We start from the raw sequence: 12502 nt of genomic DNA on the forward strand, positions 1-12502 counted from the left end.
GGCTTTTCCTTTCTTATCTTGAAATTTCCGTCTATTTTCTGGGAGCAGGAAGCTCCCTGCAATATTCAGGGTATCTGACCTTGATACCCTCCATAAAGTAGGGAGCAAACTCACAGCAGAACAACTCCTCTGGCGTGAAATACCGTTCCCGCCCTTCCTCTGCATACCCGTTCCAAAGGTTAAAAGCAAGATGGCAGACCTTGACTGTTCCACTTGTCTGCCAGCCGCCGTGCATACCCTCTGGCTCGATGCAGTCCTCCTTGAAATTGAACATCTGGTTGATGTTCGCCCTCGTTTCCGAAGCGATACCCATCACATAGAAAAACGCCCTGTGATAACAGTCGTTCACTCTGCATTTCATCATATTTTCCAGAAAGAAATCACGGTGAGCCGTATCACGGAATTTAATATCAGCCATAAAAGACCTCCTTTCTTAGACCTCACCGAACTTAGTCGTCATCAACTTGTAAAGCTCGGTATTTCGTGGGAACTTGTTTACAAACGGTACAAGGGAGCTGCCTACTTTGAGTAATCCCTGTCCTGCACCGACATTCGTGATATAACTCATCTGAAGGTCGGAGATATTAAGGAGCTTGGCAAGCTCAAGTCTGTCCGTAGACGCTTGGTTAAGCATAATGATAAATTCGCTGTTAGCAAGCATCGTCCTTGCCGTATGGCTCTGCAAAAGGTCGTCCACATTCTGCGTAATACCCGTACAGTACGCACCGTATTTACGCACACGCTTCCAGAGGGTAAAGAGAAAGTTTGCAGAGTATTCGTGCTGAAAGAGCAGATAAATTTCGTCAATGAAAATAAAGGTATTTCTGCCTTTGGCTCTGTTCTGAGTGATACGGTTTAAGATACTGTCAAGCACCACAAGCATACCGATAGGCTGTAACTGCTTACCCAAATCCAGAATGTCATAGCAGATAAGGCGGCTGTGGGTATCCACATTCGTGTGCTTGGCAAAGGTGTTGAGAGAGCCATCTGTAAATAATTCGATAGCAAGGGCGATTTCCTGTGCTTCTGGTTCGTTCTGTTTAAGAAGTTCCTCACGGAAGTCCTGCAAGGTGGGCGGCGTTCCCATATAGTTGCCCTGCTGATAGTAGCGGTACACGCTTGCCGTACATCGGTCAATAATGGATTTCTGCTTTGCTCCCAAGTTCGTGCCGCCTATGAGCTGTTCGCAAAGGGATAAAATAAACTCCGATTTCAGAATGACAGGGTTTGCACCATCACCGTAATCGGAATTTATATCCATAGCATTGATGTGATTTTCACTTGTCGCAGAGATATGAATAACCTCTCCCTGCATTGCTTTCACAAGCGGGGAATATTCACGCTCTGGGTCAATGATGATTATATCGGCATTAGGGTCGGTCAGAATGATATTCGTCATTTCTTCCTTTGCGGTAAAGGATTTTCCTGCACCCGACACACCGAGAATAAAGGAATTGCCGTTAAGGAGCTGCCTGCGGTTGGCGATAATCATATTTTTGCTGATGACATTCTGACCGTAATACACACCATTTTCGTGGTAGATTTCCTGCACTCGGAACGGGATAAACACTGCAAGGCTCTCTGTTGTGAGGGTACGCAGGGCATCTATCTTCCGTACACCAAATGGCAGGGCTGTATTTAATCCGTCCATCTGCTGATATTTCAGCACCGCAAACTGGCACAAATGCTTTCTTGCGGTAGTCAAGAGAGCTTCTGTATCATTGTCGAGCTGCTCTTTGGTATCTGCCGTATGCACCATCGTCAGCACAGCAAACATCATTCTCTGGTCACGGGTCGTCAAATCGTCCAGAAATTCCTTGCTTTCCTTTCGCTGCTGTTCCAAATCATAGGGGATAACGGCTGAAAAATTGTTGTTCTGGTTCTGCTTCCTCTGCCAATTCGTGATATTGGTTTCCACACCAAGCAGACGGTTTTCCACCTCCCGCACGGCTTCATCCGTGGGAACAGGGATAATGTCAACGGACAGCATCATATTCCTGTTCAGCTCACAAAGCTCCGCCACCATATTATCCTTGATATATGCTGCATACTCTCTTAGGAAAATCACACGCCCATATCTGTCACCTATTCTGAAGCAGTCGCTCTCAAATTCAAAGGTATCAGGGCAGATAAAATCCTTGAAATCGTGACCTTTCCGCATCGTCTGGGTAATATCGAAGTGGAACGCTGTTTCTTCTCCTGTACGGTAGAAGTCGTGGAAGATACGCAGCTTGTCGCCTGCGTCCAGTTCCATACACTTCGACCCCAGACGGTTAAAGTGGGCGATAAGGTCAGCACCCACACGGGCGAAGTAGTTTCGGGCTTCCTCGATATTCTTCTTGCAGACGGATACGGTTACATACTTATCCTGCACAATGGAATTAGCCCCTGTCGCCTTATCCAGAAGCATTTTGTTGTATTCCTTACGGTACTTATCCAGACCGTCATCAGCCATCGGAATTAAGATGGTCTGTTCAAAATCAGCTTTGTTCAAGCGACGGTTGTTGATAGTGATTTTCGTGGTCGCACCGCTGTCGAGGGAATTAAGAAGCTCCGAGTATTCAAGAAACATCGCTTCCTTATCCTCACGGCTTGCCACGGCATAGTTTATATCCTCAAATTTAAAGGTCTTTGCGTACTTGTTCCTGCCGACAAGGAATATGCCGTCCTCCCAGATTGTCTTAATCGGAATAACATTCTGTACCGACTTCGGCACAACAAACTTTTCCCTGTCCTGCTTGAACAGATTTTTAAGAGTTCTCAGCATTGTTTACCTCCTTGCTGCGTTTCGCATTTTTCTTTTTCGTTTTCTTTGGTTTCGGTGTCCTGCCTTTCTGCTTTTTCCGTACTGTCGGCACCCCTTTTTCGTGGGCTTCAATGGTCGGCTTCATCGTTTCATAATAGAGATTATCTGGCAGGAACATCAGCTTTTTCGGCATCAGAAATTCTGATTTAATCCACGCCCAGACAAACTGCTCTGCGGTCATACCGTTGTATTTGATAAATCCCATAGCCGCAAAGGGGAACGCACCTAAGATACAAACCCAACTGAGGGTTTCCGTACCAAACCGTGGACGGAGAAGGAAATACAAACCCACCGCCACGCCGCAGGCAAGGACAGAAAAAATGAACTGTCTGAGGGACAGTCCAAAAAACATACTCTCCGTATAATTACGGATTTCCTTATTTATCTTGACTTCCAATCATAGCACCTCCCTTACAAGCCCATCATTTCTCTTACAACACGGTCTGCCATTTTGACCGCACCGACAAGGACGAGCATATTGAACACAAGCTCCCCGATATAGCTCCACACCATAGATACCGCAGCCGCATCGGGATTGACTACGGGCGGAGAAGAAGCAAACAGGGAAAAGATAATGCCGGCAAGCACGATAACCGCACCTTCAAGGCATACAGCGGCATAGCTCTTAATGAAGCTCTTGCCGACGCTCTGGCTCGGCTCTCCCGCAAAAGCGGAAAGGGGTACGGGTGCTATGGCAGTATAGATATACAGCTTGAAAAACCTGCCGTATACCGACATAATCATTATGAATGACAGCACCGTAATAAACAGTCCGCCTATCAGCGTGACCGCCCATAGCGGGATACTCTCAAAAAATCCGCAATCTTCAACGGCTGTCACGATTTCCTGCGGCAACACTGTCTGCTGTGCCGAGCCAAAGCCTGCGGCATTCATAATCGTGGAAATCATACCCTGCACAATCTTAAACAGAGCCATCATCAGTTCTAATCCGTAGGTCACTGCACCTTTGGCAATGGCAAAGCGGATAAACAATTTTAATGCCTGCTCTGGTCGCTTGACTTCTGCAAAATTTCCACAGGTTCTCATTACACCCACAACAAAGAACAGCACGAGCAGGGCAAGTCCGATAGCCTGCATCGCACCGTGAATATCCACGATGACATTCCATATCGTGCCGCCCTTAAAGTTCTCTGGGGATTGGGTAATGAGCTGCCATATCTCGGCTAATTTCTCATTCCAAGTGTTTAGGGCGTTCTCTAAATTCTGTACCACCCAGTTATCAGACATTTGACCACCTCCTTGATGATATTAGATAACGGGAGCGAGTTCCGCACTCGGCGGATCTGCTCCCGTTATCTTTTTGTGTCAGTCTGTTATCTTAGCCTGTGATAAGAGTCAAGATTTCCTTTGCGAAGGTAATGACAACGCCGCCTGCAAGGGTCAAAAATCCGTTAGCTCTCTGGGACGGGTCGTGGGATTTGAGGGAAAGACCAATCTGCACGATACCAAAGCCGAGCATAATCATACCGACAGCCCTCACCAGACCGAAAATGAAATCGGACAGATTGTTGACTACCTGAATAGGGTCATTGGCAGCAAAGGCGGTTACGGAAGTACCAAGCACAAAGGTCATTGCCATAACAGCCATACAGTAATAGCGGAAGCCTTTCTTAACCTTTCCAGCCATCGGCAGCTTCGTGGTTTTCTTGTTCTCATTCTTCTTAAAAAGTTTCATAGGGTAAATCCTCCTTATAAATTGAATATTTCTTCCAAGTCCTCATCGGACAGAAGCTCATAGGAAGTGCTGACAGCTTTCACGCTCACGGCGTTATCTGGAATATCACTGTCAAACACAAGAGTTGCGACAGCCTGCGTAGGCTCTCCGTGGATATACGGCGGTTGCCCTCCGTCAGCCGTCAGCTTCACATTCGGGTGCTTCAAGATGTCATACTTGAAGTCCATAACGGGGCGTTCCCCACGCACAAAAAGAAGTGCGTAACGGTTATCAAGCATACGCACTTCGTCTGGGGTCATCAGCTCACGTCCCGATATTTGATAGTTGGTAGAGTAACTGCCACTCCGCCCCTCACTCTTGCCGTAGGTGTTGGTATCAATGGTTTCCTTGCCCAAAAGCTCTGACACATATTTGTGGGTGCTTTGCTCGTTGCCGCCCAGATACAGAAACTCATCATGAGGTAAGGTTCAGCTCATCCTTTGCAGGACTTGCGTCCCCTCCCTCCCAAACCGCACGTACACCTCTCGATGTATACGGCTTTCCGCTTATTATATTTACGGTATTAAGAATGAATCAGTTTATGACATTCAGGGCATACCACAAGAGTTTTCCGTCTCCTTTTGCGCATAAGGAGTACCCACTCCGCATTGCCCTTTAAGTCTTTTAGTTTCTTTACTTGATGGATTTCCAGATTTCTGCAATCCTTTCCACAAAGTTCACAGGTATGGCGTTCCACTCTCTGTTTCAGAGTGTTGGTTTTAGCGTATTTTGAGAACTGCGGAAGCTCGCTCACATTGTCAAACTTCGTAGCTGATTCTTTTCGCTTAAACCCGTCTCTGTAAAAGGTCGTGATTTTCCTTCCTGCTCTGGTATCGTATGCGATTGTAAACAGACCTCCAACACAATATCTGCGCTTGATTTCGTGAACATTTGTTTTATACTTACAGGCAAATGTCTTGTACATACTGTACTTCATAAGATTGGCAAATCTTCCTATCTTGAAGGAATCATTTGCTATGGCATAATAGTTGTAAAGTCCACGAACTTCCGCATTATATCTTGCCAGAATCTCTATATCGCTTTGATTTACCAGTTTTCCTCTGTGTAGGGCTACAAATCTTTCTTTTCCGTTTTCGTTAATCTTGATTTTGATTGCATGATATTCCAGTAACTTTCCCACCCATTTTTCTCTGGGTACAAGTAATTTCACCACTCCTGCATTGCTTCTGATTTTGTATCCTCCTGCGGATTTCTTTAAATCCTGACTTCTGGATACCGTAATGTCATAGCCTAAAAATCTGGCTCTGTCTCCTGTATGCGTAACTTTGGTTTTGGTTTCGGACATTTCCAAATCCAGTTCTTCCCTGAGAAATCTGCCGACGTCAGCTTTCATCTGTTCTGCGTCCGCTTTGCTCCCAATTACTCCAATGATGAAATCATCAGCGTATCGGGTGTACTGAATCCGTTTATACGTCTCATCCAAAGGTTCGGTCGGAGTTAGCTGTCGTGTTTGCTTTTCAAGCATTTTCAAATGTTTATTGCGTTCCCAGCGTTCTTCTGGAGATAAATCCGCCCACTTCTTTTTGCCCATACATCTATAATAGGATGCCTTTTTGACAACTTTCTTGTAGTCGGAGTTCATTTGTTTCTTCTTTCCTCGGTTATATTTCTGTGCATATTCCTCCATAAATTTATCTAATTCGTGAAGGTACACATTTGCAAGCACTGGACTGACACCTGAACCCTGCGGTACTCCGCTGTATGTCCGATTGTACGTCCATTGCTCCATATAGCCTGCTTTTAGAAATTTCCAGATGAGTTGTAGAAACATTTCATCATCAATACGTTTTCTCAGCAATCTGATGATTGTGTGGTGATTAAAACTGTCGAAGCAGGCGTGTATATCGCCCTCAACAAACCAGTTCGTTCCCGTAAAGGTTTTCTGTATCTGGTATAATGCTGTCTGACAGCTTTTGTTTGGTCTGAACCCATGAGATGTTTTCTTAAACACAGGCTCATAAATGCTTTCTAAAATCATCTTCACTACTTCCTGCACCAGTTTGTCATTGCCCGACTGGATTCCCAACGGACGCTTTTTATTACTGTTTTTCTTAGCAATATATTCTCTGCGTGCAGGTTTTGGCAGGTAACTTTTATCTCGCATGGATTCAATAATCCTTTGGATTCTTTCGTCACTCATGCCATCAATAGTAGTTCCATCTGCACCGGCAGTCATACTGCCTGTGTTTGCATATATGTTTTTATATGCAAGCCAATAGAACTCTGGATTGTACAGATTCCGATATAATCTTTGAAACCTGTAAGATTCATTCTTTGACTTTTCCGTCAAACTACTTAATACTTGGATTGGATTTCTCAATGCCTCTCGCACCGTCCTTTCATATCGTATTAGTAAATAAGCTGCTCCCCTTCGCCATGTGAACGTCATTAACGTCTCAGACTACTATGGGAGCTGTGTGACCATGCCCGTTACCAGGTTTAGGTCATCCCCAGTTAGTATTTATGGAATTAGCGTTTCGTGTTGTCGGCACCGACTTTCGCCATTTACCCGCTGTCTTGCGGTTGTCCTTCCATGAGTATCGCTTGCTTTCATAACTGCGAAATGAAACCAACATGGAATAGCATACGTTTCAATCCTTTTCGTATGCGGAGTGCGGATTCCCCCACTCTGGCTATCGTTCAGGCAGTTTAGCTTTGTACCTCATACACGAATTTTTATTCTTGAATTTTCAGATACACAGGATTAGTATCTTATCATTCAGGCTTTTATCCATTGACAAAAGCGACAACATGCTACACTCCCCTTCGGGTTTCCCCTCTCGGATAAGTTGTAGAATAATAGGCTGTGATTTTTCATCACTTGATACTTTTACCTACTGCTTGCTAAAGGCAGTATTCCATAAATACCACGCCGCCGAATTTATAATGCGCTGGCGACTTCTGGGCGCACGCAGTTGCCGACAATGCTTTCCCATTGCTTTTCAAAAAGAGCTTTGAGCTGTGCCAGATTTTGCAGGATAATGGATACCGATACCCCTCTGGAACGCATAACGGACAGGATTTTATCAAAGTCATCAGGCAATGAAACATTCGCAAATTCGTCCATTATGAAATGGCAATGCACAGGCAGGCTTCCGCCGTACTTGTGGTCTGCCAGATAAAAAAGCTGCTGAAAGAGCTGGGTATAAAGGATACTGACAAGGAAATTAAAGCTTGTGTCGTTGTCTGGTATCAGAGCGAACAGAGCGACCTTCTTTTCTCCCAGACTTGGCAGGTCAAGCTCATCGGTGGCGGTAAGCCCTGCAAGGCTCTCCAGATTGAATTTTTCAAGCCTTGCGGCAAGGGTTATCTGGATACTCTTTAAGGTCTTTGCACTACCACTGTGATAATCCCTGTAATACTTTAGGGCGATATGCTCTGGGTTTACCATTTCCAAACGGTCAAACAGCTCATCCAGAGGGCTTACATAGCTGTCATCGTCCTCTCGGGCTTCGCCTGCACGGAGCAGCTCCATAACCATCGGGAAATTCTGCTCGTCTGGCGGTGCTTCATATTTCAGATAAAATACCAGAGCCAGAAGCAGCATACTTGCCGCCGTATCCCAGAACGGGTCTTGCGACTGTGAGCCTTTCGGCGTGGTCGCCTTAAACAAGTTTGTTACCAACCTCTGAACATCGTTATCGTTCCGCAGATAGACAAAGGGATTGTAACAATGGCTGCGGTGCATATTGATAAGGTCAAGCACACGCACCTCATAGCCTTTATTTTCCAACAGACCGCCAATATCACGGACGATTTCGCCCTTTGGGTCGAGTATTACAAGAGATGTGTTGCACTGCATAGCATTTGGCTTGCAGAAAAATCTTGTTTTACCCGCACCAGAGCCACCGCATACTAAAATGTTCAGATTCCTGCGGTGCTTTTTCCCGTCCAACCCGATACGGACATTCTGGGTCAAGAGCTTATTGGCTGACGGGTCTTTATCTCGGTACTTCTTATTCAAAGCACCTGCGTTGCCCCATTTCGCAGAGCCGTGTTCCTCACGCCTGCGGTAATTCCTGCGTGTAGAGAAATAAACGCCGATGCCCATAGCGTAGGCAAGTAAAAAAATAAGGACAGTCTTTGCACTGTCCTCACATACCATTATTTCAAACGGATTGCCCATCGCCACAGGCAGACCTCGGATAATCTCTACAAGACCACCGCTGACATAGGGTGCTGTCAGCAGGGCAAGCCATACGACAGGAAGTATGCCGCAGACAGAAAGGATTAGGCTCATTTTCTGGTCATCGTTCCTCATTGCACCTGCAATGCACGACCTTAACCTTTTTTGTCGGAGCGTGTGCCACCTTGCTTATCAGCTCGTCAACAGGCTCGGTGGGGCGTTCCTCCTGTAACTGCCTTGTACGCAGGGTGTTTAAGGCGTTGATGACGATATTCTTATCGTACTTATCAAGTGCGATATGGTATCGTTCCTCTCTCATAGTCTGCACCTCCAATTAGCGTTCCTGCTCTTTGTTCTTTGCAGGCTTGTTCTTCTCCATACTCTTATACATATCGCTCTGGATTTCGCCCAGAACATCACGCATCGTGCCAAGCTCTCCTTTGAACGCCTGCGTATCCATTTCCGCATACTCCCTGGGAAGTCTGGAAAAGTCAAAACCTCTGGTATCCACACCGTAACGGGAGCTTACCATATAGGCAACACAGAAGGATTTGAAATCGGAAGCATCACGGCTCTCGTTGTACTTAAAGTCATAGACCGCCGCCGACACTTCTTTTGCCATACTCACGAACAGCACTTCCTCGGAAAGCCCTTTCTTGACAAAAATAGTCTGCTGAGAGCTGTCATAATAGGCAGGCAGTTCAAGCTCATCGACAGGAACACAGGGTACAGGGCTTGCATCAATCAGAGCTGACACAAGCTCACGCATGGATTTCGGCTCCTGTTCCTGCCGCCTGTCCTTTGCCGAGGTTTCAGAAATGTCATAAACCACTTTGGCATTGTAGGAGACGCCCTTTGTCCCGTTCTCACGGGTGTATTCCTTGCTCGGCTCAAGGATAATGATTTTCTGTGCGTCCTTGTTCACATAGACACGGTTCGCTTTCCATTTGCTGTACTCTTTAAGCTGCGTTGCTTCGGGCATCTGTGCTGACACCAGAATAGCGTTAGCCACGGAGTAGCGGTCAAAGCGACCCTGCACATCAAGATACTGGCGGAAGCTGTCGCCGCTTGCCATCATTTCAGAGCAGGTATTGTCAATCAGCTCATAGGCTTCTTTCCGCTGTGCCTGCTTTGCGGCAACCCATTCCTCTTTATCAAAAGGTCTGTTGCCGCCGCTGAATACATCGTAAATACTCATAGCTGTTTACCTCGTTTCTTTGGATTTTGGTTTCTTTTTCTTTCTCTGGGGCTGTTTATGCTCCGTTTTCCTGTTAGCACTTTTCGCCCTGTCGTAAGCTCCGCTTTTGTCCAGGGCGGAAGTGCCAATCTCTGCTTCCTGCTCCTTGCGGCTCTCCTTGATTTTCCACAGTTCCTCTCTGACAGAAGGTTTCTCCTTAGTCATAGTAGCCCCCTCTGCGGACTTCTTTGGCTGCTCTGAGGTAGGCTCGGACTGAGGGGATTTTTCTGTCTTTGCCACCGAGGGGTTTGGGGCGTTTTCCTCCTTCTGGACAGGCTTGCCCAGAAGCTCGTCAAGCAGCTTATCTTTCTCCGCCTTTTCCTGCACACCAATATCTGGCTCTGGCTGACCGTCCTTTGCATCTTTGGATTTCTCGGCTTCCGTCACAATAGAAGCGGTATCCACCGAAGCAAGATTAAAGCGTTCCACGATACGGCTAATTTTCGATGCGTCCTCGGCACGGGCGATGACATCGACCTCCGCATTGGGGTCTTTGTTTTTCCTGTCTGTGAGAACGCAGTAAAGCACACCGTATTTTTTTGCTTCCTGCGTGAACTTCTTTAAGTCGCCGCTTTTGACGGTAAAGACTTTCAACTCCTTACCAGAACGGAGCATGCACGTCAGCCTTGCTTTGCCCTTGGTTTTCTTTTCTTCTTTGAGAATGGAATACAACAGGATAGCGATGTTCTTCGCACCTGCACCTGTGATTTTGGCAGCGACCTCAAAGCCCTCCAAGCTGATTCGGACGATTTGTTCTGCCGCTTCGCCGCCTGTGTTCATTCTTCATCAGCTCCTTTCTTTGCTGTTCGTTTTCGTCTGCCCGTATCGTCTGCAATTTTTCTTTGAGGGTATCACTACGGGCGGCGATGCCCTCGCACATTCTGACCTCCTTTCGGATAATTTTCAGCCGTCCCGAAATATCGGAAAGCTCCGCCTTGACCGCTTCCTTTTCTTCACCGCTTATCCTGCGGGATTTGGAGTAAAGCTCCTTTCGCTTCTGAAGCAGGGCAGACATCTCCGTTTCCAGAGAGCCTTTATATGAACAAAGCTGCTCCGCCGTATCAATGTGATTGCGGCAAAGCAACCTTGTTTCCAGTGTGATGGCTTCCATCTTCATAAGGTCGTCCTTTAGGAGATAATGAAGCCGTGCATAATTTTGTTTTCTGCCTTTTGGCAGGATACCGAGCTTGTAGCAGTAATGGAGATACAGCCCACGCAAGCCGCCCATTTTCTTGGCATTCTTCAATGAGCCTTTGACCCGATAGACCTTGACCTGCGGCTGTGGCTCTGAGAAGCTCTGGAATTTGACCGCATAGGAATTTTCGCTGATACGCTCCATAATCCTGTCATTGGTGTATTCCTCTCCAAGCTTATAAAGCCGCTTGGGTCTTTGCCAGCCCTTGCCGATAATCGTCCAATACTTGCGGTCGGGGTCAAAGTTTATGCGGTAGCCCATTTCTGCCAACTGGCGGTCAAAGTCTTTCAGCGTAAATGATTTGCTGATAGCTTCATCCACCGCTTGTCTGGCAACATTATCCCTCGTGGGTCGCCCCTGCTTTTCGGCTTGGTAAAGGGCGTAGGGCTTTTTCTTGCCGCTTGGGTGTTCGATGACAGACAAGGCATACTCACGGCAAAGCTCATCGGAACGCTGGCGGAGCAGCCGCAGATTTGCTTTGTTGTCGTGGTAGTGCATACCGTCCGCAAAAGAAACAGAGTTCACGACAAAGTGATTATGCAGGCAGTCGGTATTTAGGTGGGTGGCGACAATGACCTGAAACCTGTCGCCCCACATTCGCTCGGCAAGTTTAACGCCGACCTCGTGTGCCTGCTCTGGCGTAACCTCACCGTGCTTGAAGCTCTGGAAGCCGTGATAGCAGACAATCTCACTCGTGTCGCTCCATCCCGCTTTGGTAATCATCATTTCATCTCTGGCGGTGGTCGGGTCACAATTTACACCTGTGACAAAGAAACGCTGCTCGGTCTTATTCTTATTAGTAGCGTACTCCATTACATCGACCATCGCCTGCAGGTCGGCTTCGGTGTATTTGGGATTGGCGGTCTTTGCAGGATTTTCGGCATAGTCGATTGGATGGTCGAGCCTGCCACGCACATCCCATATCTCGCAGACCGCCATTACGATGACCTGCGTGGAAGCAGATACCTTTTGCGAATGTCAATCTGAAATTCGTGCCACTTCCTTGCTTCCTCACGGAGCATCGGGGTATCCACAAAGCCGAGGGCGTTTGCCTTAACCGCAAGCTGATTGATACGGTTGCCAATAGCGGACAGCTCACGCATCATTTTATAGAACTCTGGGTCGGGCTTTTCGCAGAGCTGATAGCCCCTTACCATTTCTCTTAAAAAGGCTTCTTTTGAGCGACCCGATTTCCGCACAAGCTCATTAAGGTGTTCGGCTTCCTCCTCAGTCAGACGGAAAAGTATCTGCACATTTCTTTTTCGCATTGTCCTCTTCCTTTCTCTCGGAAAGTCTGTTTATCTGCAAGCAGCACATACACACAACGCCGAACAGACCGCCGAGCATTGTGCCGATAATGAATAATAAGAACTCACTCATTC

General features: G+C 46.9%; 12 protein-coding genes and 2 pseudogenes. All 14 read right to left on the minus strand.

The genetic code is table 11. The features are described 5' to 3' along the window. Positions 1-31: 31 nt before the first annotated feature. On the minus strand, positions 32-418 hold the full coding sequence (locus tag KQH81_RS10680) for a DUF6075 family protein (protein ID WP_230028242.1): 387 nt from the start codon (positions 416-418) through the stop codon (positions 32-34). A 15-nt stretch (positions 419-433) separates the two neighbouring features. Continuing rightward, positions 434-2767 (minus strand): VirB4-like conjugal transfer ATPase, CD1110 family, encoded by a 2334-nt coding sequence (locus KQH81_RS10685; RefSeq protein ID WP_230028244.1) that lies wholly within the window; start codon positions 2765-2767, stop codon positions 434-436. After that, on the minus strand, positions 2751-3203 hold the full coding sequence (locus tag KQH81_RS10690; RefSeq protein ID WP_055156382.1) for a PrgI family protein: 453 nt from the start codon (positions 3201-3203) through the stop codon (positions 2751-2753). Before KQH81_RS10690 ends, KQH81_RS10685 begins: the two co-directional genes overlap by 17 nt. Positions 3204-3217: 14 nt before the next feature. Beyond that, positions 3218-4054, minus strand: coding sequence for a hypothetical protein (locus KQH81_RS10695; protein ID WP_230028246.1), 837 nt, complete (start codon positions 4052-4054; stop codon positions 3218-3220). A 91-nt stretch (positions 4055-4145) separates the two neighbouring features. Next, positions 4146-4502, minus strand: a complete 357-nt coding sequence (locus KQH81_RS10700) for a glutamyl-tRNA amidotransferase (RefSeq protein WP_230028248.1) — start codon at positions 4500-4502, stop codon at positions 4146-4148. A gap of 14 nt (positions 4503-4516) precedes the next feature. Further along, positions 4517-4957, minus strand: a pseudogene (locus KQH81_RS10705) (type IV secretory system conjugative DNA transfer family protein); the annotation flags it as partial. A 107-nt stretch (positions 4958-5064) separates the two neighbouring features. Further along, the gene (locus KQH81_RS10710) at positions 5065-6882 is read right to left on the minus strand and encodes a reverse transcriptase/maturase family protein (protein ID WP_055057444.1); all 1818 of its coding nucleotides are present in this window, start codon (positions 6880-6882) and stop codon (positions 5065-5067) included. 591 nt (positions 6883-7473) lie between these two features. After that, a pseudogene (locus tag KQH81_RS10715) lies at positions 7474-8823 on the minus strand (VirD4-like conjugal transfer protein, CD1115 family); the annotation flags it as partial. Beyond that, on the minus strand, positions 8810-9007 hold the full coding sequence (locus KQH81_RS10720; RefSeq protein WP_006857246.1) for a hypothetical protein: 198 nt from the start codon (positions 9005-9007) through the stop codon (positions 8810-8812). The pseudogene KQH81_RS10715 and the gene KQH81_RS10720, both read right to left, overlap by 14 nt. Positions 9008-9022: 15 nt before the next feature. Further along, complete coding sequence (locus KQH81_RS10725) at positions 9023-9886, minus strand: hypothetical protein (RefSeq protein WP_230028250.1); 864 nt, start codon at positions 9884-9886, stop codon at positions 9023-9025. Positions 9887-9892: 6 nt separating this feature from the next. Next, entirely contained in the window at positions 9893-10705 is an 813-nt protein-coding gene (locus tag KQH81_RS10730; RefSeq protein ID WP_230028252.1) for a PcfB family protein, read from the minus strand. Then, positions 10647-12059 (minus strand): relaxase/mobilization nuclease domain-containing protein, encoded by a 1413-nt coding sequence (locus tag KQH81_RS10735; protein ID WP_230028254.1) that lies wholly within the window; start codon positions 12057-12059, stop codon positions 10647-10649. The genes KQH81_RS10730 and KQH81_RS10735 overlap by 59 nt, the downstream gene beginning before the upstream one ends. Then, positions 12059-12388, minus strand: a complete 330-nt coding sequence (locus tag KQH81_RS10740) for a plasmid mobilization protein (protein ID WP_008703437.1) — start codon at positions 12386-12388, stop codon at positions 12059-12061. Before KQH81_RS10740 ends, KQH81_RS10735 begins: the two co-directional genes overlap by 1 nt. Continuing rightward, positions 12348-12500, minus strand: coding sequence for a DUF3789 domain-containing protein (locus KQH81_RS17615; protein WP_268254206.1), 153 nt, complete (start codon positions 12498-12500; stop codon positions 12348-12350). Before KQH81_RS17615 ends, KQH81_RS10740 begins: the two co-directional genes overlap by 41 nt. Positions 12501-12502: the final 2 nt, after the last annotated feature.

The sequence above is a fragment of the Clostridium cadaveris genome, from assembly GCF_020911725.1.
Classification (GTDB): domain Bacteria; phylum Bacillota; class Clostridia; order Clostridiales; family Clostridiaceae; genus Clostridium_X; species Clostridium_X cadaveris.

Bases quoted from the DNA above. Each gene is read 5' to 3' on its own strand.
- KQH81_RS10680 (WP_230028242.1), bottom strand. From the start codon at position 418: ATGGCTGATATTAAATTCCGTGATACGGCTCACCGTGATTTCTTTCTG.
- KQH81_RS10685 (WP_230028244.1), bottom strand. From the start codon at position 2,767: ATGCTGAGAACTCTTAAAAATCTGTTCAAGCAGGACAGGGAAAAGTTT.
- KQH81_RS10695 (WP_230028246.1), bottom strand. From the start codon at position 4,054: ATGTCTGATAACTGGGTGGTACAGAATTTAGAGAACGCCCTAAACACT.
- KQH81_RS10700 (WP_230028248.1), bottom strand. From the start codon at position 4,502: ATGAAACTTTTTAAGAAGAATGAGAACAAGAAAACCACGAAGCTGCCG.
- KQH81_RS10720 (WP_006857246.1), bottom strand. From the start codon at position 9,007: ATGAGAGAGGAACGATACCATATCGCACTTGATAAGTACGATAAGAAT.
- KQH81_RS10725 (WP_230028250.1), bottom strand. From the start codon at position 9,886: ATGAGTATTTACGATGTATTCAGCGGCGGCAACAGACCTTTTGATAAA.
- KQH81_RS10730 (WP_230028252.1), bottom strand. From the start codon at position 10,705: ATGAACACAGGCGGCGAAGCGGCAGAACAAATCGTCCGAATCAGCTTG.
- KQH81_RS10735 (WP_230028254.1), bottom strand. From the start codon at position 12,059: ATGGCGGTCTGCGAGATATGGGATGTGCGTGGCAGGCTCGACCATCCA.
- KQH81_RS10740 (WP_008703437.1), bottom strand. From the start codon at position 12,388: ATGCGAAAAAGAAATGTGCAGATACTTTTCCGTCTGACTGAGGAGGAA.
- KQH81_RS17615 (WP_268254206.1), bottom strand. From the start codon at position 12,500: ATGAGTGAGTTCTTATTATTCATTATCGGCACAATGCTCGGCGGTCTG.